At 61.5% G+C, this 19,719-nt stretch carries 18 protein-coding genes; 16 read left to right on the top strand and 2 right to left on the bottom strand.

Translation table 11 applies throughout. From position 1 onward, the window contains the following. The first annotated feature begins 6 nt into the window (after positions 1-6). The 12 genes from BLL38_RS22180 (at position 7) to BLL38_RS22125 (ending at position 12,660) form a co-directional block, all read left to right on the top strand. Complete coding sequence (locus tag BLL38_RS22180; protein WP_076964358.1) at positions 7-1,095, top strand: polyamine ABC transporter substrate-binding protein; 1,089 nt, start codon at positions 7-9, stop codon at positions 1,093-1,095. Then, positions 1,092-2,390, top strand: a complete 1,299-nt coding sequence (locus BLL38_RS22175) for an NAD(P)/FAD-dependent oxidoreductase (RefSeq protein WP_076964357.1) — start codon at positions 1,092-1,094, stop codon at positions 2,388-2,390. The genes BLL38_RS22180 and BLL38_RS22175 overlap by 4 nt, the downstream gene beginning before the upstream one ends. Before the next feature lie 208 nt (positions 2,391-2,598). Beyond that, on the top strand, positions 2,599-3,291 hold the full coding sequence (locus BLL38_RS22170; protein WP_076964356.1) for a hypothetical protein: 693 nt from the start codon (positions 2,599-2,601) through the stop codon (positions 3,289-3,291). Between the two features lie 69 nt (positions 3,292-3,360). Further along, a complete protein-coding gene (locus BLL38_RS22165) occupies positions 3,361-4,245 on the top strand; it encodes an EamA family transporter (protein ID WP_083743098.1) in 885 nt (294 codons plus the stop codon). 75 nt (positions 4,246-4,320) lie between these two features. Further along, a complete protein-coding gene (locus BLL38_RS22160; protein WP_076964355.1) occupies positions 4,321-5,676 on the top strand; it encodes an MATE family efflux transporter in 1,356 nt (451 codons plus the stop codon). A gap of 83 nt (positions 5,677-5,759) precedes the next feature. Further along, positions 5,760-6,260: a sigma-70 family RNA polymerase sigma factor gene (locus tag BLL38_RS22155; RefSeq protein WP_076964354.1), complete on the top strand. Its 501-nt coding sequence runs from the start codon at positions 5,760-5,762 to the stop codon at positions 6,258-6,260. A 32-nt stretch (positions 6,261-6,292) separates the two neighbouring features. Continuing rightward, positions 6,293-7,261 (top strand): FecR family protein, encoded by a 969-nt coding sequence (locus BLL38_RS22150; RefSeq protein ID WP_076964369.1) that lies wholly within the window; start codon positions 6,293-6,295, stop codon positions 7,259-7,261. An 84-nt stretch (positions 7,262-7,345) separates the two neighbouring features. Then, positions 7,346-9,742 carry a TonB-dependent siderophore receptor gene (locus tag BLL38_RS22145; RefSeq protein WP_076964353.1) on the top strand — a complete coding sequence of 799 codons (2,397 nt, stop codon included), beginning with the start codon at positions 7,346-7,348 and terminating at the stop codon, positions 9,740-9,742. A gap of 317 nt (positions 9,743-10,059) precedes the next feature. Next, a complete protein-coding gene (locus tag BLL38_RS30165) occupies positions 10,060-10,968 on the top strand; it encodes a hypothetical protein (RefSeq protein WP_083743097.1) in 909 nt (302 codons plus the stop codon). 347 nt (positions 10,969-11,315) lie between these two features. Next, the gene (locus BLL38_RS22135) at positions 11,316-11,531 is read left to right on the top strand and encodes a hypothetical protein (protein ID WP_076964367.1); all 216 of its coding nucleotides are present in this window, start codon (positions 11,316-11,318) and stop codon (positions 11,529-11,531) included. 177 nt (positions 11,532-11,708) lie between these two features. Further along, entirely contained in the window at positions 11,709-12,056 is a 348-nt protein-coding gene (locus BLL38_RS22130; protein WP_076964352.1) for a hypothetical protein, read from the top strand. A 19-nt stretch (positions 12,057-12,075) separates the two neighbouring features. Next, positions 12,076-12,660 (top strand): type III secretion effector protein, encoded by a 585-nt coding sequence (locus BLL38_RS22125; RefSeq protein WP_242627632.1) that lies wholly within the window; start codon positions 12,076-12,078, stop codon positions 12,658-12,660. Between the two features lie 13 nt (positions 12,661-12,673). Here BLL38_RS22125 and BLL38_RS22120 read toward each other — a convergent pair whose 3' ends face one another. Beyond that, positions 12,674-13,825, bottom strand: coding sequence for an MFS transporter (locus BLL38_RS22120; protein WP_076964350.1), 1,152 nt, complete (start codon positions 13,823-13,825; stop codon positions 12,674-12,676). Positions 13,826-13,942: 117 nt separating this feature from the next. Next, the gene (locus BLL38_RS22110; RefSeq protein ID WP_083743095.1) at positions 13,943-14,605 is read right to left on the bottom strand and encodes a carboxymuconolactone decarboxylase family protein; all 663 of its coding nucleotides are present in this window, start codon (positions 14,603-14,605) and stop codon (positions 13,943-13,945) included. A 220-nt stretch (positions 14,606-14,825) separates the two neighbouring features. Here BLL38_RS22110 and BLL38_RS22105 point away from each other — a divergent pair, with 220 nt between their 5' ends. The 4 genes from BLL38_RS22105 (at position 14,826) to BLL38_RS22090 (ending at position 19,712) form a co-directional block, all read left to right on the top strand. Beyond that, a complete protein-coding gene (locus tag BLL38_RS22105; RefSeq protein ID WP_076964348.1) occupies positions 14,826-15,797 on the top strand; it encodes a diaminopimelate epimerase in 972 nt (323 codons plus the stop codon). Positions 15,798-16,088: 291 nt separating this feature from the next. Then, complete coding sequence (gene tssI, locus BLL38_RS22100; RefSeq protein WP_076964347.1) at positions 16,089-18,110, top strand: type VI secretion system tip protein TssI/VgrG; 2,022 nt, start codon at positions 16,089-16,091, stop codon at positions 18,108-18,110. After that, positions 18,110-18,946, top strand: coding sequence for a DUF4123 domain-containing protein (locus BLL38_RS22095; RefSeq protein WP_076964346.1), 837 nt, complete (start codon positions 18,110-18,112; stop codon positions 18,944-18,946). Before tssI ends, BLL38_RS22095 begins: the two co-directional genes overlap by 1 nt. Continuing rightward, positions 18,939-19,712, top strand: a complete 774-nt coding sequence (locus tag BLL38_RS22090) for a hypothetical protein (protein WP_076964345.1) — start codon at positions 18,939-18,941, stop codon at positions 19,710-19,712. Before BLL38_RS22095 ends, BLL38_RS22090 begins: the two co-directional genes overlap by 8 nt. Positions 19,713-19,719: the final 7 nt, after the last annotated feature.

Here is a 19,719-nt window from a genome sequence, read left to right as displayed (position 1 = left end):
GTCGATATGCGTCTCGTCAAACCGCTTCTCCCACTGGCCCTGGCCGCCGTATTCAGCAGCGCCAGCCACGCCGCGCCGACGGTCAGTGTCTACAACTGGACCGATTACATCGGCGAGACCACCCTGGCCGATTTCCAGGCCAAGACCGGGATCAAGGTGGTCTACGACGTGTTCGACTCCAATGAAACCCTGGAGGGCAAGCTGCTGGCGGGGCGTACCGGGTATGACGTGGTGGTGCCGTCCAATCATTTCCTGGGGCGCCAGGTCAAGGCCGGGGCGTTCCTTAAACTGGACCGCGCACAACTGCCCAACTACCCGAACCTGGACCCCAAGCTGCTCAAGTTGCTGGAGCAGAACGACCCCGGCAATGCCCATGCGGTGCCGTACCTGTGGGGCACCAATGGCATTGGCTATAACGTCGATAAGGTCAAGCAAGTGTTGGGCATCGAGCAGATTGACTCGTGGGCGGTGCTGTTCGAGCCCGAGAACCTGAAGAAGCTGCAGCAATGCGGCGTGGCGTTCCTGGACTCGGCGGATGAAGCGTTCCCGGCGATCCTCAACTATATGGGCATGGACCCGCGCAGCGAGCAGGTCGGCGATTATGAAAAGGCCGAGGCCAAGCTGCTGACCTTGCGCCCGTACATCACCTATTTTCACTCTTCCAAGTACATCTCGGACCTGGCCAACGGTGATATCTGCGTGGCCTTCGGTTATTCCGGCGATGTGTTCCAGGCGGCCAACCGCGCCAAGGAAGCCAAGAATGGCGTGAACATCGCCTATGCGATTCCCAAGGAAGGCAGCAACCTGTGGTTCGACTTGCTGGCGATTCCCGCAGACGCCACCCACCCGCAACAGGCCCACGCGTTTATCAACGACCTGCTGGACCCCGAGGTGATTGCCAAGGTCAGCACCTATGTCGGCTACGCCAACCCCAACCTGGCGGCGAAGGCCTTCATGGCTCCAGAGCTGGTGAACAACCCCGAGGTGTACCCGCCCCAGGCCGTGCTCGACAAACTGTACATTTCCACCACCCCCAGCCCGGCCATCATGCGTGTGATGACCCGGGCCTGGAGCAAAGTGAAGTCCAACCGATGAATCAGCCCCAAGACCATGCCCGTTCCTATTACCTGGCGTCGGCCCATGCCATGCCCCAGCGCGCGGCACTGGCTGCGGACCTGAATGCCGATGTGTGTGTGATCGGCGGCGGTTTTACCGGCGTCAACACCGCCATCGAACTGGCCCAGCGTGGCCTGTCGGTGATCCTCCTGGAGGCCCGGCGCATTGGCTGGGGCGCCAGCGGGCGCAATGGCGGGCAGTTGATCCGGGGTATTGGCCATGACGTTTCGGGGTTTGCTCGGCATGTGGGCGAGGAGGGCGTGCGTTATTTGCAGCGCGCGGGTATCGATTCGGTGGCACTGGTGGGGGAGCGCATCCGTGAGCATGGCATCGACTGCGACCTGCGCTGGGGCTTTTGCGAGCTGGCCAATACACCGGCGCAATTTGCTGCGTTCAAGGGGGAGCAGGACAGCCTTGCGGCCCTGGGTTACCTACCTGAAACCCGGCGGGTGGCGGCGCAGGATATGGCACAGGTGGTCGGCTCGACCCGGTATGCCGGAGGCTTGGTGGACATGGGCTCCGGTCACTTGCATCCACTGAACCTGGTGTTGGGCGAGGCCCGCGTGGCCGAGGCCCTGGGGGTGCGGATCTTCGAGCACAGCGCGGTGCTGCAACTGAGCCATGGCGACACCGTGCAGGTGCGCTGCGCCGGTGGCACCGTGCGGGCCGGCAGCCTGGTGTTGGCGTGCAACGCGCACCTCGACGAACTGGAGCCACGCCTGAGCGGCAAGGTGCTGCCGGCCGGCAGCTATATCATCGCCACCGAGCCGTTGCCGGCTGCACTCGCCGATGAATTGAGCCCGCAGAACCTGGCGCTGTGCGACCAGAAAGTCGGCCTGGACTACTATCGGCTTTCCGCCGACCGCCGACTGTTGTTCGGTGGCGCCTGTCATTATTCGGGGCGGGACCCGGTGGATATCGCCGCCTATATGCGGCCGAAGATGCTCAAGGTGTTTCCACAGTTGTTCAACACGACCATTGAGTTCCAGTGGGGCGGCAAGATTGGTATTACCGCCAATCGCTTTCCCCAGGTGGGTCGGTTGCAGCAGTATCCCAACGTGTTTTACGCCCAGGGTTATTCGGGACACGGGCTCAATGTCACCCACTGGTGCGCGCGGCTGCTGGCCGAAGGGATCCACGCCGGCGTCAGCCAGGGCCTGGATACCTTCAGCCGGGTGCCCCATATGACGTTCCCCGGCGGCAAGGCCTTGCGTTCGCCGTTGCTGGCATTGGGGATGCTGGGGTATCGGTTGCGGGAAATGTTGGGTGGTTAATGCTTAGTTGTTGGCTAGTTGCGTAATTAAAAATGTTTAATGGTATTGTTGGCTCTAGGGAATATAAGAAATTGGCTTTTATTAGTTATGGTAGTGGGTGGTTTTGCAACTGGCCGTGCGGGTAGTTTTCGATATTGATAAGTTTAAGTAGGGTTGCTCCGCGCCAGCACCTGGCGTGATTAACGTTAAGTTATTGAGTGGAGAAACCATGTTCGATATCAATCAACACCGGCATGATTATTTTTATAACCTGGCAACCGTGATTGAAGGCCTGGTCCCCGAGGACCTGTGTGACATGCTCGCGCAACGGGTCAATGCCATTATCGGGGCCAACGGCGTGACCCATGTGCGGCATCACAGCCTGGGCACGGATGCGGTGTCCGACCTGGGTGGGGAATATAACCACCATATCTTCAAGGGCGATGACATCCGGGCCTATTTGCCGGAACTGACGGCGATCTACCACAGCCTGGTGCCGCTGGTCAGCCTGGTGACCCACACCGATACGGTGGTGTCGCCGTATCCGCTGTCGGATATCAATATCAAGGCCTACCCGCCGGGTGGCGGTACGTTGGGGCTGCATTACGACACCAATGGCATTACGGTCCTGCTGTTTCTCACCAGCAACCAGGAAGCGCCCTTGCGCATGCAAATCGAGCGCTCCCACCCCAGCCGCAAAGCGCCCTGGACTGAACATAAAACCATCTACGCCAAAAAAGGCGCGCTGCTGATCATGCAAGGCCGCAAGACCCTGCATGACAGTGAACCGACGGTCACCGAGCAGAAGTTATCGGTGGTCTACAACTATTACGAGCGGCATGACACTTATCGCCATGAAGATTTCGATAACTTTGTCTACTTTGGTATCGCGCCCAAGACATTGGAATCGCCAACCGTTTAACACGGGTTGACTGCTAGCGAGAGCGTCTTGTTTTCCTCTCGCCTTATTGATTGACAAGGTTGTGCTGATATGAAGTTGAGGTATAGGGATTTATTCGCCGGCGTGCTGGTAACGGTGATCTGGGGCGCGAATTTCTCGGTGATAGGGTTGGGGCTGCAGTCGCTGGATGCCTTTATGCTGACGTTGCTCAGGTTTACCTTCTGTGCCATCCCCCTGGTGTTATTTATCCAAAGGCCTAAAGGCGTGTCATGGCTGACCCTGGCCGTATACGGCGCGCTGTTTGGTGCGGGGTTGTGGTGGGTGGTGAACTTTGCCATGTACAACGGCCTGTCGGCGGGCATGTCGTCGGTGTTTTTGCAGTTCAGTGCGTTCTTTACCATCCTGTTGAGCCACCTGGTGCTCAAGGAGGCAATCACCCGCATCCACATGCTCGGCATGCTGTTTTCGCTGGCGGGGTTACTGCTGATCTTGCACCTGTCCGAGGCGGTCTCGACCACCGTGGGGATCGGCCTGGTGCTGTTGGCGGGGGTATCCTGGTCGTTGTGCAACCTGATTATCAAGCTCAAGCGGCCGGGGGACATGGTGGCCTTTATTGTCTGGTCGAGCCTGTTTGCGGTGCCGGTCATCGGCGGGATGACGCTGGCGGTGGAGGGGCCCGCACCGTTTCGCAACCTGCTGTCCGATTTGACGTGGGGGGCCGGATTCTCGATTGTTTTCCAGTGCTATATCACCACCATCGTCGGGTACTGGATCTGGAACACCCTGATGAAAAAGTACCCGGCGTCGACGGTGGCGCCGCTGTCGTTGTTGGTGCCGGTGTCGGGTATCGTCACCTCCTGGCTGTTGTTTGACGAACAGATGAGCGTCGCGCAATTGGCTGCCATTGGCCTGGTGTTTGTGGGGATCGCGATTTTTGTCAGCTCGGCAAGACTGGCAGGGCCACAGGCGGCCTAGTGCAAGGGCAAGCAACATCGGATCCAATACGGTATAACCCCACGGTCCCTGTGTTCGCCCGAGGCCTCCCTGTTCATGCCAAGCCCTTTGCAACGCCCGCTGTGGCAGGTCTACCTGTTCTTTCTTGCGCCGGTGGTGCTGTCCAACTTCCTCCAGAGTTTTTCCGGCACCCTCAATGGCATCTATGTCGGGCAGATGCTCGGCACTCAGGCGCTGGCGGCGGTGTCGGGGATGTTTCCCATCGTGTTCTTTTTTATCGCCCTGGTGATTGGCCTGGGGGCGGGCGCCTCGGTGCTGATCGGCCAGGCCTGGGGCGCGGGGGAAACCGCGCTGGTCAAGCTCATCACTGGCGCGACCCTGACCCTGGGTGCGTTGATCGGCGTGTTCGCCGCCGTGCTCGGCAGCCTGTTCGCACGCCCGGCCATGCAAGCGCTGGGTACGCCGTTGGATGTACTGGACGATGCGGTTGGCTATGCCCAGGTGATGATGCTGATCATGCCGCTGTTGCTGGTGTTCATCCTCTACACCCAGTTGCTGCGGGGCGTGAGCGACACCGTGTCGCCGTTGCTGGCGCTGATGGTGTCGACGCTGGTCGGCCTGTTGCTGACCCCGGCCCTGATCCGCGGTTGGCTGGGGCTGGCGCCCATGGGCATCCAGAGCGCGGCCTATGCTGGCCTGGTGGCCAATGCCGTGGCCATGCTGTTTCTGGTGCTGCGCCTGCGCCATAAAAACCACGTGATGGCACCGGACCGTGCCTTGCTGGCGGCCTTGCGCCTGGACCGGGCGATCCTCGGCAAAGTCCTGCGTATCGGCCTGCCCACCGGCTTGCAGATGGTGGTGCTGTCGTTGTCGGAGCTGGTGATCCTGGCGCTGGTCAATGGCCACGGCTCCCAGGCCACGGCGGCGTATGGCGCGGTGACGCAGATCGTCAATTACGTGCAGTTCCCGGCGCTGTCGATTGCCATCACCGCCTCGATCCTCGGTGCCCAGGCCATTGGCGCCGGGCGCCTGGAACGCATCGGGCCGATTCTGCGCACTGGGCTTGCGATCAACCTGTGCCTGACCGGTGGCCTGATCGTGCTCGGCTATGCCTTGTCCCACTGGCTGCTGGGCCTGTTCATCACCGAGGACTCGGCGCGGGTTCAGGCCGAGCACCTGCTGCACATCATGCTCTGGAGCATTCTGGTATTCGGTTTCCAGGCGGTGATTGGCGGCATCATGCGCGCCAGCGGCGTGGTGCTGATGCCGGTGGCGATCTCGATCTTCTGCGTGCTGGGCGTGGAGCTGCCGGTGGCGTACCTGCTCAATGCACGCTTTGGCCTGGAAGGGGTGTGGATGGCGTTTCCGGTGACTTACCTGGTGATGCTCGGGTTGCAGACCGCGTATTACCGGTTGGTGTGGCGGCATCAGCCGATCAGGCGGTTGGTGTAGAAGTGGCTGTGGCGACGGCAAGCAATTGCTCTGCTTAATAGGAAGCATTACTATTCCCGCCCCGCCGACCCAGTGCTCCCCCGATGACTCCTCAGCCGCCCCGCCGACCTGGCTTTTTCGCGTACTACGAAGAGTTGGTCGGAACCTGGACGCGGCGCTTGCGCAATCGCCAGCAGGCCGAGGACCTGGCCCACGATACGTTCGTACGGGTGTTGGAAGCCAAGTCGACGCGGGTTGAGCAGCCGCGCGCCTATTTGCACCAGACGGCGCGCAATATTGCGGTGGATGCCCATCGTCGTGCCGACCGGCGCGACGCGCTGGCGCTGCCGGCCTTTGAGCAGGGTGCGTCGCACAGTGGCGACCCGGAGCATTACATGCACGCGGTCCAGTTGGCGGACTCCATCGAGCGGGCCCTGGCCGAATTGCCTCTCAATTGCCGCAGGATTTTCATCTGGCAAAAGATCGAAGGCCTGACCCAACAGGAAATCGCCGAGCGCCTGGGGCTTTCTAAAAACATGGTGGAAAAGTATATGATCCGCACCCTGCGGCATTTACGCGAGCGCCTGGATGCGCTGGCCCCATGACCAATGCCCGCTTTGAAACAGGATCTTCCATGATGGATACCCGTGAGTGTGCCTGTGGCCGCGCAGCGGTGCGTGACGAGGCGGCGCGGTGGTTCGTGCGTTTGCAGGACCTACCCTTGAACGTCGAGGAGCAACGTCTTTTCGACACCTGGTGTGGGGAACATCCTGCGCACCAGTACGAATTCGAGGTGCTGCAAGGGCTGTGGCGCGCCGCCGACCTGCTGCCCAAGGGGCGTTTGCAGGCCTTGGTCGATACGCCTGCGCCGCGCAAGCGTCGTGGCGCCGTGCGCTATGCCGTGGCGGCCAGCGTGCTGGCGGTGGCCGTGGGTCTTGGGCTGTTCAGCGGCCTGGAGCATCCGGCGGTCTACGATGCTGAGTTCAGCACGCTGTTGGGGGAGCGTCGGCAAGTGGCGCTGCCGGACGGTTCGCTGATGGACCTCAACAGCCGCAGCGTCGTCGCGGTGCATTACGAAAAGGGCCGACGGGCGATTGTGCTCAAGCAGGGTGAAGCGCTGTTTCGCGTCGAGCACGACACCAGCCGGCCTTTTGTGGTGCAGGCCGGGGCCGGGCAGGTGACGGTCACCGGTACCCGCTTTGACGTGCGCCGCGACGATGACCAGACCCGCGTGGTGGTCGAGGCGGGAACGGTCAAGGTCCAGGGGCGGGCGGCGCAGCCGGTGGTCACCCTGACGGCGGGCCTGGGCACCTCGATCGACAGCCAGGGCACGGTTGCGGCGGCCCGCCCGGTCAACGCCCAGGCGCTCATGGCCTGGCAGACCGGCAAGCTGGTGTTCAACGACGCCAGCCTGGCCGAGGTGGCGCGGGAAGCCTCGCGCTACCGCGAAAAGCCCCTGCGGGTTAGCGCCGCGGCCAGCGACCTGCGCTTGACCAGCGTGTTCAACACCCACGACACCGAGGCCTTGCTCAAGGCTTTGCCGCACATTCTGCCGGTGGCCCTGCGCACGCTGCCCGACGGTAGCCAGGAAATAATTGCACGCTAGGTTCAGGTTTTTTCCGAGTTCTTCGTCTTCTTGTCCAACTGCAACTGGTTTGCATTAACAGCCGTGCTTTCCTGGGATTACGACGTGAATAAACTCGCTGCGCACAACCATAAAACACCCCGCTGGGCGCCGTTGGCCCTGGCCTTGGCGATCAGTACCGCGGCCTATGCCGACGAGGCCATCCATATCAAGGCCCAGCCCCTGGGCGCTGCGCTGAGCCAATTGGGCCAGCAAACCGCGCTGCAAGTGTTTTTCAGCCCGGCAATGGTGGCCGGCAAGCAAGCCCCGGCCGTCGATGGCAACCTGGCGCCGGAACAGGCTCTGCGCCAGTTGCTGCAAGGCAGTGGCCTGGACTACCGGATCGACTCGGGCTCGGTGACCCTGCATCCGCTGGCCCAGGGCAGCGGTGAAGCCGGCTCGCCCCTGGAACTGGGCGCGACAGATATCAAGGTCGTGGGCGACTGGCTGGGCGACGCCAATGCCGAAGTGGTGCAGAACCATCCCGGCGCACGGACCGTGATCCGCCGCGAGGCCATGGTGGAGCAGGGCGCGATGAACGTTGGTGACGTACTGCGCCGGGTGCCCGGGGTGCAGGTGCAGGAATCCAACGGCACCGGCGGCAGCGATATTTCCCTCAATGTCGGCGTACGTGGCCTGACATCGCGCCTGTCGCCACGCTCCACGGTGCTGATCGACGGCATTCCTGCGGCGTTCGCGCCCTATGGCCAGCCCCAGTTGTCGATGGCACCGATTTCCGCCGGTAACCTGGAAAGCATCGACGTGGTCCGCGGCGCCGGTTCCGTGCGCTATGGCCCGCAGAACGTCGGCGGCGTGATCAACTTCGTGACCCGGGCGATCCCCGAGACCTTTTCCGGTGAAGTCGGCACCACCCTGCAAACCGCTGCCCATGGCGGTTGGAAACATATCGACAACGCCTTTATCGGTGGCACCGCCGACAATGGCATGGGCATGGCGCTCCTGTATTCCGGGGTCAATGGCAACGGTTATCGCGACAGCAACAATGGCAACGACATCGACGATGTGATCCTCAAGACCCACTGGGCGCCGACCGATCAAGACGACTTCACCCTCAACTTCCATTACTACGACGCCAGCGCCGACATGCCGGGCGGCCTGACCCAGCAGCAGTTCGACGCCAACCCTTACCAGTCGGTGCGCGACTGGGACAACTTCAGCGGCCGGCGCAAGGATGTGTCGTTCAAGTACATCCGCCAGATCGACGACCGGACCCAGGCCGAGGTGCTGACCTATTATTCGGACAGCTTCCGTGGCAGCAACATCGCCAACCGCGACTTGAAAACCCTCAGTGCCTACCCACGTACCTACTACACCTTCGGCATTGAGCCACGGGTGTCCCATGTGTTCGACCTGGGGCCGACCACCCAGGAAGCCAGTATCGGCTACCGTTACTTGAAAGAAGGCATGCACGAACAGGCCACCAGCCTCAACCTGGTCAACAACGTGCCCACGCCGGGTGGCCAGAGTGACGGCCATGTGTACCAGGACCGCACCGGTGGCACCGAGGCCAACGCGTTCTATATCGATGACAAGATCGACGTGGGCAAGTGGACAATCACCCCCGGTATCCGCTTTGAAAGCATCCGCACCCAATGGCATGACCGCCCGGTGGTGGCGCTCAATGGCCGCCGCACCCAGGAGAAGCACCGCCAGATCAAGAACAACGAACCGCTGCCGGCGCTGAGCGTGATGTACCACGTCTCCGATGCGTGGAAGCTGTTTGCCAACTACGAAACGTCCTTCGGCAGCTTGCAGTATTTCCAGCTGGGCCAGGGTGGTAATGGCGACCAGACGGCCAACGGCCTGCAACCGGAAAAGGCCAAGACCTACGAGGTGGGTACGCGCTACAACGACACGGTGTGGGGCGGCGAAGTGACGCTGTTCTACATCGATTTTGCCGATGAGTTGCAGTACGTCAGCAATGACGTGGGCTGGACCAACCTGGGGGCCACCAAGCACGCCGGTATCGAAACCTCGGCCCATTACGACCTGGCCAACCTTGACCCGCGCCTGGAGGGGCTGAGTGCCAATGCCGGCTTGACCTACACCAGGGCGACCGCCGAAGGCGATGTGGCGTTCAAGGGCCGTGACCTGCCGCTGTACTCCCGGCAAGTGGCGACCCTGGGGCTGCGCTACGCGGTCAACCACTGGACCCACAACCTGGACGCGTATGCCCAGTCCGGCCAGCGGGCGCCAGGCACCACCAGCACCTATATCACCCAGCCGACCGCTGATGGCCAGTACGGTGATATTCCGGGCTATGTGTCCGTCAACGTACGCAGTGGCTATGACTTTGGCGCACAGTTGTCGAACCTGAAATTGGGGGTGGGGGTGAAAAACCTGTTTGACCAGCAGCACTACACCCGTTCCAGCGATAACAACTCCGGGATCTACCTGGGTGAGCCGCGTACGTTCTTTGTACAGGCGAGCGTAGGGTTTTGACGGTTCGTTGACGGGGGCGAGCGTCGCCTGCCCTGATCGAGAGTGTGACCGGGGCAGCGGCAATGGGGCTTGTCCCGGTGCGCTTTTCCTCCTGCCGTTCCTCTTGCAGCTTACGACCCTGCTGCCGCTGTTGAAGGGTTGCCTTGACCCATTTCCTACCTTTTTTTAGCCGCTTTCATCACTTTGAGGAACCGAACTCTGTAGGCCTGCCACATACCCGATTAGCCCACTGTGCACGGGCGGCTCGCGATCAGGCTATCGTCGGGGGCTGTGGACGGTGTGGTAAATCGTGTCAACAAGCCGCACTGGAGATCAATATGTCGGTATCAGCTTTCAACCAGTCTGTCGTCAATCTACCGAATGGCGCCACACCTAACCTGCCCGGCAATGCCAAGGGCGCTACCGTCTCGGCCGCCGTCACCGTATCAGCCACCAGCGGGCCTAGTTTCAGCGGGATAACGAGTCAGTCGGGCCCGATGTTTGCGGCTGCGCCGTCGATGGCACAAGGCTCTGGGGGGGGAGCGCTGGCGGCAGGATCGGCAGGGGCGACAGGTCAGGGTTTTTTCGTCAGCCTGAAAGGGTTTTTTTCCCCGGCCAAGCCTGTGCTTCCTGGGAACCCGCCGCCAAGGCCATTTCCCCAGAAACCCGATCCGGTGTATTCACAGTTCAGCCATGATGAACTGGCCCAGAAACTGCTGAAAAACTTCTCGGGGTTCAGTAGTAAGGACGACTCGTCCTATATTACGCAGCAGGACTTGAAAGATAGAGCAGAACGTTCCCTTACAGGCTACGCCCACAAGGACTCGAACACCCGGCTGGCCAGGGAAATCCTGAAGCGTCCGGACCTCCTGCAGGCCCTTGATCGCAATGGTAGTACGGGCGGGCTGGATCAGAAGCTCACCCGGCAAAACATCAGGGACGTCATACTCTCTGACAGCCCGCTGAAGTATAAGGACGACAAAGAACTGGCCAAGGATCTGCTCAAGAATTTTAGTCGGCTCGAAGATAAATCCTGGGATCAATTTTGGCGAAGAGAGATCAAACTCGACAAAATCTATCAGACGGCCATAAAAGACCTGACGGGTAACCCTAAAAAAGATGAGCTCACCTACCTGGCGAAGGAACTCACCAACCGGTCCGAGTTGTTGCAAAAAATAGACAATACCGCGGGGCGTGACGAGGACGGCAGGATCAGTTGGTGGGGGTTGAGGAAGTTGTCCCGTTAAACCACGGGCAATTGCATTGCAAGCACAGAACCGGGGAGCGCCACGAGTCTTTCGCGGTGTTTCCCGGTTCGCCCAGGATGCCCCGCTTTCTCGATGACAGGGCTGGCTGATACTGCCCGCATCCACTCATCACCTGCCCCTCAATGATCAGGAACTGTTTTCAGCGGTTTGCCACATAACGTGTATCTGACGGCCTTTATGACGCCGCCGGTTTCACTCAAAGAGAGGGTGTCGACATGACTTCAACGTCGTTTGGAACTCAAACTCCCGGCCTGCCGCAATCCCTTCTTGCCCCCCCTTGCGACAACCACACGCAGTGCCGCCATTTCGCTGCCCAGGGTCAGGGTATGCCTGGCGAGGAAGGCACCGAAGTTCAGCGAGTCAAGAATTTTTCCGGCCAGTACACCTTCAAGGCCCCGGCGGCGGATGACTTCGCCAAGGGCATGCTGGCCTACCGCACGCCTTCTGTGCCAGGTGCGCCCATGGAGGCTGCTGCGGAGCCCCCGACGGGGCTGATCAATGCCATAAAAGCCTTGCTGGGCGTTTCCCGACCGGGTGCTTGATTGAGGCCACAGCCAAGCCTTGCTCATTGTTTACATGCAGTCATCGAAAATGGTCGGCCACCCCGGAACCATTGCTGGTCGTTGGCCACATACTTTGCGCTTGCTGGAAAGCCACCCTTGCAGTGACGGTGGTGTTGGCCGGCCTGAGTATGGATCTGAAAGAGGTGGAGATGAATCATGGCAATTGACGGTGGGATCCCTTTCCTGCGGCCCGATGTTACGAGCCGCCATGATGCGATACCGGATGACGCACAACACAAAGCCCATGCTGCTTCAAGCGAGAACACGCCGCCTGCGTGGCAGGTCGACAATCAACCGTTGCCCAATACAATCCGGACCTCGGGGTTCAGGCGCCCCTTGCGCTGGGCCACGCCCGACGAGGTCAGGCTGCATCATCAGGAACTGAGAAACACGCCTGCGACGCGTAACACCCATGTGAATCCCTATACCCAATTGCCGGATAGCCAGTTAGTGACGGCGCTGGCCGAGCATTTCACCGTGCTGGAAAAATTCCATGAAAAATGAAGGATTGAAACTGTCTTCATTGCAGCGAATCGCCGGTGAAAAAATGACGGAAACGCCGGTGTTCAACAACGCCATCCTGCTGGCCAAGGCCCTGCTCCAACGCCCGCGGTTGATCGACGCGATCCTTGATGAGGAGGGTTTTATAACGCAGGAAAGTCTGTCGAAGGCCGTACAGGGAATGTTTGGCAACAGCGACCCCAACGCCTTCAGTTCGGACCCTTTTCACGCCAAGACCAATGTCGAGTTGGTGCAGGCGTTCAGGGCGGCCTTTGATGAACTGCGTGACCGGTCCCGGGACCGCACGGGCTTTTTTGAGCAGGTCGGCTACGTCGAAATCGCGAGGCTGGTCTCAATCAGCCGGGACCCGGACGAAACGGACAAGGACGGCGCCGTTATCCGGGACCCCGCCACCGGGTTGCCGAAAAAGATGTACAGCGAGCAACTGGTGTACATGTCAAAAAACCTGGTGGACCGTCCCCGGCTATTGAGCTCGCTGGAGCGCGTCCATTCTGGCTGGCGACGCCTCTACGGCAATCATTACCAGAAGGGATGGTTGAGCAACAAAGACCTTGACGGCTGGCTCGAAAACAACAAAAACCTGTAGCGCCTTGCGGGCTTTACACCCGCAGTATTTTCCCGCTGATTGCCACGCCCAGCAGCAGCACGGCGATCAACACAAAGGCCACGCTCAAGCTGCTGCCATGGGCGATAAAGCCGATCAGCGCGGGGCCGGCGAGAATACCGGCATAACCCAGGGTGGTAATGGCGGGTACTGCAATATGTTCCGGCATGACCTTTTGCTTGCCGACGGCGGTGTACAGCACCGGCACGATATTAGAACAGCCGGCGCCTACCAGGGCATAGCCCAGCAGCGCGGTTTCCCATGCCGGGAGCAGTGTGGCCAACAGCATGCCCGCGGTGGCCAGCAAGCCACCGATCACGATCACCCGTTTGGCGCCCAGGCGACGCACAATCCTATCGCCGGTCAGGCGCCCGAGGGTCATGGTCAAGGCAAACGCCGCATAACCCAGGCCCGCATAGGCTTCGTCGAGGCCGCGTTCGTCACTGAGGAACACCGCGCTCCAGTCGAGCACGGCACCTTCTGCCAGGAACACGATAAAGCACAGGCAGCCGATAAACAGCACCACCCCATGGGGAATGGCAAAGGCAGGGCCGGAGCTTTCACTGCCGTAGGGCAGCAGATGGGGGGCCGCCTTGAGCAGGGCGGCCAGGGTAATCACGATTACCACCAGGGTGGCCGACAGCGGTGACAACCCCAACCCCAACAACGCGCTGACACCCGCCGCCCCGACAATCCCCCCCAGGCTGAACAGCCCGTGGAAGCCCGACATCATGGTTTTGCCACTGGCCCGCTCCACGATCACCGCCTGCAGGTTGACGGTGGAGTCCACCGTGCCCAGGCCTGCACCAAACAGAAACAACCCGGCCATCAGCCAGGGGATCGAGCTGACGGTGGCCAGCATCGGCAAGGCCACGCAGAGCAGGAGCGTGCCGGCGCTCAGCACGCGTCGGCAGCCATAGCGTGATGCCAGTGCGCCGGCCACGGGCATGGCAAGGATCGACCCCACCCCCAGGCACAGCAGCAACAGGCCCAGCGTGCCTTCGTTGAGCTGGGCGCGAGCCTTGGCATAGGGCACCAGCGGTGCCCAGGCGGCAATGCCAAAGCCGGCAATAAAAAACGCGATACGGGTCGACATTTGTTCCAGGCGGCCTGGAACCACGGGCGCTGGGGTAGGAATGGCAGTCATGAAAGTCCTTGGGGTTTGCGTTCAGCGAACGATGTCCGGCGCGACATCCTTGCACATCAGTCCCTCTGGAGCGAGCCAGGTTCCCTTGGCGAGCGCGAACTTTCATGTGTGCACGGGTCAGGTCGGTGCCGGGAGATACGCCCTGACTTGCACCACATCAGCGCCATCGACCCGCACCACAAGCGTGCCGCGCGGCGTGGTTTCCTGGCCGATGTAACTCTCCACCATCACCCGATCCGCAGCGGTGGCGTGCAGCGATAGCTTATGGGGTTTGCGCAGCAGCTTTCGAGCCTGGGCATCCACCGGGAACGATGGGTGGCCCTGGCGCACGCTTTCACAAAACGCTACTGCCACGGCGCGGGGTGTCGGTGGCGGAGGCGAGGGCAGGTTGGCCCCGGCAAACAGCAGGTTGAGCTGGTCGGCGGTGGCGACGGCACGGGGGAAACCGGTAAAGGCCGAGGCGAGCAACAACAGTTCAGTCAGCTCCCCAGGTGCCAGGCCTTGGGCCAGGCTGGTCTTGAAGTGCACGCTCAACGGTGGGCCGACCATGCCGGCGGCGACGATCGCGGCAAAAATCGCGGCCTCCTGCAGGCGTGGATCAAGGCCGGGGCGATCATGCAGATAGCCATACACCACGCCGACCGCCAATTCGCCCAGGGCCGGTGCGGTATGGAACAGCGCGTCCAGGCGTGCGCCGCCATCAGGTACCAGTTCAATGAACGTTTTGCGGCCTGCGCGGTACAGCGTTTCAATGGGATGTTGCGGGGCAAGTGGCTTCATGGTGCATCCTCCGGGAACATGAGGACGGCGTTTGTTCGACTGCGCACGGACTTCGGCCTGATGAAAACGTCCATCCAGGGAAAACAGAAGTGTAGGGGGCGTGGCTGGTTTTGCCAGGGGGATGCACACAGCTTGGGTGGTGCCGCACCCAGACATCCCCCACAATCGCCAGGCGTTTTTCCCATGGCCGATATTGGCGGATACTGAGGTGGATCACCCCATGACCCTGTTCTACAACGCTCGCGGCAATATCTACGGTGTGGTCAGCCCGGCCTTGTTACGCTGCCGGGGCATTGCCGTGCCCACAAGCGCCGCCCTGGCCGCCAGCACTCGCCAGGGGTGGGCGGCGTCGGCGATAGCGGCCGAATGTGGCTGGGGGACGTCGCCGCGTCCAGCCGAGGCCAAGGCCTATCGCTGCGATGGTTTGCTGGTCGGGCCGTTCCAGGCTGCGCCGCCGTATGACCTGCTGATTATCAATACCGATGGTTCCCTGGCCGAGCGCAGCGGCAACGGCTTGACGATTTTTGCCCAGGCCCTGACGGATGCGGGGCTGATGCCCCGGGCCTGTGAGCTGCGGGTGCACCACGACCAACCGGGTGGGCTATCGCCGCTAGCAACCTGGGTTGAGCCGGCAGTCCATGGCCAGGTCCCGGGGTTCTGGTTGGCGCTGGGGCAGCCGGAATTCGGGCCACAGGCGGTGGGCGCGTTGGGGCAGGGAAGCTCCGGGCCTGGTCATGTACGTGAGCTGGCTGCGATCAACCCGCAATGGGCGCGCAGTCAATTTGTGCGTATCGGCAACCCCCATTGCGTGACCCTGGTCGAGCACGCATCGGCCTTGCCGGACAATCGGCAGATGTACCAGCCTGGGCTGTTCGAGCCATTGAAAGCGATGGCCTTTGCCCCTCCGGCTGGCAATGGCCGGCCCTGTGTTGCCGGGGTCAACCTGCAATGGGCTGCGCGCGACGCTGCCAATCGGGTGATTGCCCGGGTGTTCGAGCGCGGCGAGGGTCCCACGGCGTCTTCCGGGACCAGTGCCAGCGCGGTGGCCTGTGCGGCATGGCGGGCGGGGTGGGTCGAGGCAGGAGAGGTGGCGGTGGTGATGCCGGGCGGCACGGCGCCAGTACGCTTGCAGGTTCAGGCCGATACGTTGCTGAGTGTCAGCCTGTTCGGGGCCGCAGTGCTTCAAGACTGAAGTACTTGAGGGCTTAAATAAGTGTCAGTCGTTTCTTTATTGTTTACTTGTTATTCGGGGAGTTGTGTAAGTAAGTTCCTGCTGTTGCTGTCTGGTTTATTTTAAGGATTTCTCATCTTGTAAAAGAGACTTCCATTCTCTTCGTACGAAACTTCTTTTTTATTTTTGAAAGTGCCGGATTCTCGCGGACCTCGCTAATCTTTAGGGCGTTCAGGCACTTTCTTTGGCCGCAGGGTTTATGTTTGGCGGGAGGGAGTGTTTCAGTCAAATAGTTATGGCGGGTAACAACGGATGGTTAACGCGTTTGTTTCGTCACGTTTCAACTTTACGCTTCAAAGCGTAGAGGCCGACTTTCAAGTACTGGCATTCAAAGGCCGCGAGGCCCTGGACCAGCCATACTTCATCGAGGTGCAACTGGTCAGCGAAAACCCTGGCCTTGACCTGGAAGCATTGCTGCACCAGCCGGCCTACCTGGGTTTTGGCGAAGCGGGCCAAGGGCTGCACGGGCAGGTGTATGCCGTTGGCCGCGACGATCCAGGGGCTCGGCTCACCCGTTATCGCCTGACCCTGGCCCCGCGCCTGGCATGGCTGGCGCATCGCCGTGACCAGCGCATCTTTCAGCAACGCAGCGTGCCGCAGATTATCGCGGCCGTGCTTGAACACCACGCAATCCTGGCCGATGCGTATGCCTTCGAGTTAGGCCCTGTGGTCTATCCGCCGCGCACGTTCTGTGTGCAATACGCCGAGAGCGACCTGCACTTTATCCAGCGGCTGTGTGAAGAAGAGGGGATTCACTACCACTTCCGCCACAGCCCGGATGCCCATGTAGTGGTGTTTGGTGATGACCAGACGGTATTCCGGCGCCTGCCTGCACAGCGTTTTTGCCTGGCCAGCGGCCCGGCCGCCGAGACGCGGGTGATCCAGCGGTTCGATGTGCGCCTGGCTACCCGCAGTCGCCAGGCTGTCCGGCGTGATCATGATTTCGAGCATCCTTCGCGGCGCCTGCAGGAACAGGCCGGGGCTACAGCGGTGCCGCCCCTTGAGGACTATCACTACCCTGGCGGCTTTACCGGCCATGCGCGGGGTGCGCAACTGGCGCGTCGCAGCCTGGAGCGCCATCAGCGCGACCGTCACCGGGCCTTGGGCAAGAGTGATCAGCCGGCGTTGTGCAGTGGCCATTTCCTGCCATTGCGCGATCACCCGCAACCCGCCTGCAATGACTTGTGGCTGCTGACTTCAGTGCGCCACGAGGGTTATCAACCCCAGGTGCTGGAAGAGGCAATGCCCGGTGCTGAGGTGTTCCAGGGCTATCGCAACCGCTTCAACGCCACGCCCTGGCGCGCGGTCCATCGCCCGGCGCTCAAGCACCCCAAGCCGACGATCACCGGCAGCCAGACCGCTACAGTGACAGGCCCGGTGGGCGAGGAAGTGCATTGCGATGCCTATGGTCGAGTGAAGGTGCGGTTTCACTGGGATCGTCTGGACACTGCGAGTGATAAAAGCAGTTGTTGGGTACGTGTGGCCTCCGGGTGGGCGGGTGACGGTTTTGGCGCGATCATGACGCCCCGGGTCGGCATGGAGGTGCTGGTGACCTTCCTGGACGGCGACCCTGACCGGCCGTTGATCAACGGCTGCCTGCCTAATGCGCGGCACAGGCCAGCCTATCCATTGCCGCAATACAAGACCCGCAGCGTCTTGCGCAGCCACAGTTGCCCCGGTGGCGCAGGCTCCAACGAACTGCACCTGGAGGACCGCCTGGGTGAAGAACTCATCTACCTGCGGGCCCAGCGGGATTTGCAGCAGCAGGTGGGCCATGACAGCCACCTGGAAGTCGGTGGGCAGCGGCGTGAAACCATTCACGGTCTGAGCACGGTCCACCTGGAAAGCGAAGAGCACCACCACGTTCGCGGTGATCGCAAAGTCCTGGTCGGGGGTGGCGAGCACCGCCAGGTACAGGGCGATAGCCAGGCCTGTATCGGCCAGAACCTGGTGATCGAGGCCGGGCAACAGGTTCATCTCAAGGCGGGTGCCAGCCTGGTGATCGACGCCGGTGCGCAGTTGAGCTTCAAGGCCGGAGGAGAACACCTGCTGATCCAGGCCGGCGGTATTTTCAGCAGTCGCCCCATTACCCTGGGGGGCTCGCCAGCTGCCACGCGTGCGGCCAGTCCCTTGGGGCCGGGCGATCCGGGGCCGTATCTTTCAGCGGTCCAGGGCGTGATCATGCACATGGCCAGGCAGATCGGGGCGGACTTTTGCCCGGTCTGCGAGCACTGCCGTGAAGCGGTCTGCGACCTTGGCGGGAGGGTGGCTTGATGGCGCGCATGCCAGGCCAATGGATGACCCAACAGCAGCAGGCAGGGCGTCGGCTGTGCTTGATCCTTGAGGGAAACAACGACGCGCTCCAGAGGCTGATGGTGTCTGGCAATCGGGCGCAGTATTGCAGCCTCTACGGCACGAGCGCAGTGGCAGAATTGGCGGCGGCCGGGCCAGTGATCCTGTCAGTGGAGCATCTTGGTGAGCCTGCGTTGGCAGGCTTGCTGGAGCATCCCGAGGCGAACTGGGGCTGGCTGGGCAGTTTGCCCGACGTGGACCTAGGCGGCGTTATCGAGCATTGGCAGGCGCGGATGCTGGTAGGGCCTCCGGGCAATCAGGCCCTGTACCGTTTCCACGACAACCGCACCCTGGCACGTGCGCTGGGTTACTTGCCGGTAGCGCAATGGCCGGCCTATCTCGGGCCGTTGATCAGCGTGTGCTACTGGCATGAAGCGCAATGGTGCAGTGCCAGCAATCCGGCGCCGGGCAAGTACCCGGTACCCGATCCCGCCCCTTGGCTAAACCTCCCCAACCCCCAGGCCAAGGCCATTCTGCAGGCCAATATCCTGCGCTACCTGTTGGCCGAACACAGCGAAAACCTCGTGGCCCTGGTTGAGTTCCAGGACCCGAAGATATGGTTGGCCCATGTACTGGACCAGGCCCGCACCTGGCAATGGCGAGAGCCGGAACAGTTGGAGTTCTTGGTGGTGCGGCGTTTGGAGGAAGCGACGCGAGCGAGCGTGCTCCGGTGGCCGCCATTGGTGGCGGAGACACCGGGGGATCACTTTGGGCGGGTGGTGGAGCAGTGGCGCACGCTGGGGCATCAGCATGAATAGGCGGGAGTGGGGGGCATGGCTTGCGCTTGGCATGGCGTGCACGTCGGGATGTGCGCGCGTACCCGTTGATCGCGTGACGTTGCAGGTGGACTTGCCGGCCAATTTCCGTGTTAAAAGCGCCGCCAACTACAGCCCGGCGACAGGTGAAAGCTGCACCTTGCCTTGGCGCCGAGGCAAAAGGCCAGAGCGGAAGATTTTTAGTGTGCCCTACAACCCGACAGCCAGCCGCGTGACCCAGGAGCTGCCCCTGACTGAAACGGTAGAAGGCTGCCCGTTGGTGTTGCGCAGCGTGGAATTTGATTTTTATGCCCGGTGGGGCGTGCGCGATACCGATGTCGGCGCAGATATGGCGGCTATCTACATTCAGGACCGTGCAGGTGTTGAGCGGCCCGAGTCGGGTGCGCCGGAGTTGAAAGGGCGATGTCAGTGGCTGTTTCGTACCCTTGGATCGCAGCATGCCATCAGGAAAATTCTTAAATGCAACGCGCTGGACAACGAAGGGCAACCGCAGGGGGCACCGGCCGGTGGTGTCGTGCCGCGCAACCGACTGCCAGGCAACACGCTCCGGCTGGTCCTGGAAGTTGCGAACGAAGAGAAGCCTTACATGGGCAATACCTGGGTTCGCGTTCCACAAGGGTGGAAGCGTTGCCAGGGGAAGAACATGGATGATCAATATGGTTTTTGCACAAAGGGCGCTGCCCATTTCAGGCCTTTCAAGATGCCTGACGGGCGTGAATGCACTGTTTACCCAACCTGTACTGAATAAGGATATT

It is taken from the genome of Pseudomonas gessardii (assembly GCF_001983165.1).
GTDB classification, from domain to species: domain Bacteria; phylum Pseudomonadota; class Gammaproteobacteria; order Pseudomonadales; family Pseudomonadaceae; genus Aquipseudomonas; species Aquipseudomonas gessardii.
The sequence above is the reverse complement of the archived record's forward strand: the minus strand, read 5'-3'. Positions and strand labels throughout refer to the sequence as shown.

Bases quoted from the DNA above. Each gene is read 5' to 3' on its own strand.
- BLL38_RS22180 (WP_076964358.1), top strand. From the start codon at position 7: ATGCGTCTCGTCAAACCGCTTCTCCCACTGGCCCTGGCCGCCGTATTC.
- BLL38_RS22175 (WP_076964357.1), top strand. From the start codon at position 1,092: ATGAATCAGCCCCAAGACCATGCCCGTTCCTATTACCTGGCGTCGGCC.
- BLL38_RS22170 (WP_076964356.1), top strand. From the start codon at position 2,599: ATGTTCGATATCAATCAACACCGGCATGATTATTTTTATAACCTGGCA.
- BLL38_RS22165 (WP_083743098.1), top strand. From the start codon at position 3,361: ATGAAGTTGAGGTATAGGGATTTATTCGCCGGCGTGCTGGTAACGGTG.
- BLL38_RS22160 (WP_076964355.1), top strand. From the start codon at position 4,321: ATGCCAAGCCCTTTGCAACGCCCGCTGTGGCAGGTCTACCTGTTCTTT.
- BLL38_RS22155 (WP_076964354.1), top strand. From the start codon at position 5,760: ATGACTCCTCAGCCGCCCCGCCGACCTGGCTTTTTCGCGTACTACGAA.
- BLL38_RS22150 (WP_076964369.1), top strand. From the start codon at position 6,293: ATGGATACCCGTGAGTGTGCCTGTGGCCGCGCAGCGGTGCGTGACGAG.
- BLL38_RS30165 (WP_083743097.1), top strand. From the start codon at position 10,060: ATGTCGGTATCAGCTTTCAACCAGTCTGTCGTCAATCTACCGAATGGC.
- BLL38_RS22135 (WP_076964367.1), top strand. From the start codon at position 11,316: ATGCCTGGCGAGGAAGGCACCGAAGTTCAGCGAGTCAAGAATTTTTCC.
- BLL38_RS22130 (WP_076964352.1), top strand. From the start codon at position 11,709: ATGGCAATTGACGGTGGGATCCCTTTCCTGCGGCCCGATGTTACGAGC.
- BLL38_RS22120 (WP_076964350.1), bottom strand. From the start codon at position 13,825: ATGACTGCCATTCCTACCCCAGCGCCCGTGGTTCCAGGCCGCCTGGAA.
- BLL38_RS22110 (WP_083743095.1), bottom strand. From the start codon at position 14,605: ATGAAGCCACTTGCCCCGCAACATCCCATTGAAACGCTGTACCGCGCA.
- BLL38_RS22105 (WP_076964348.1), top strand. From the start codon at position 14,826: ATGACCCTGTTCTACAACGCTCGCGGCAATATCTACGGTGTGGTCAGC.
- tssI (WP_076964347.1), top strand. From the start codon at position 16,089: ATGGTTAACGCGTTTGTTTCGTCACGTTTCAACTTTACGCTTCAAAGC.
- BLL38_RS22095 (WP_076964346.1), top strand. From the start codon at position 18,110: ATGGCGCGCATGCCAGGCCAATGGATGACCCAACAGCAGCAGGCAGGG.
- BLL38_RS22090 (WP_076964345.1), top strand. From the start codon at position 18,939: ATGAATAGGCGGGAGTGGGGGGCATGGCTTGCGCTTGGCATGGCGTGC.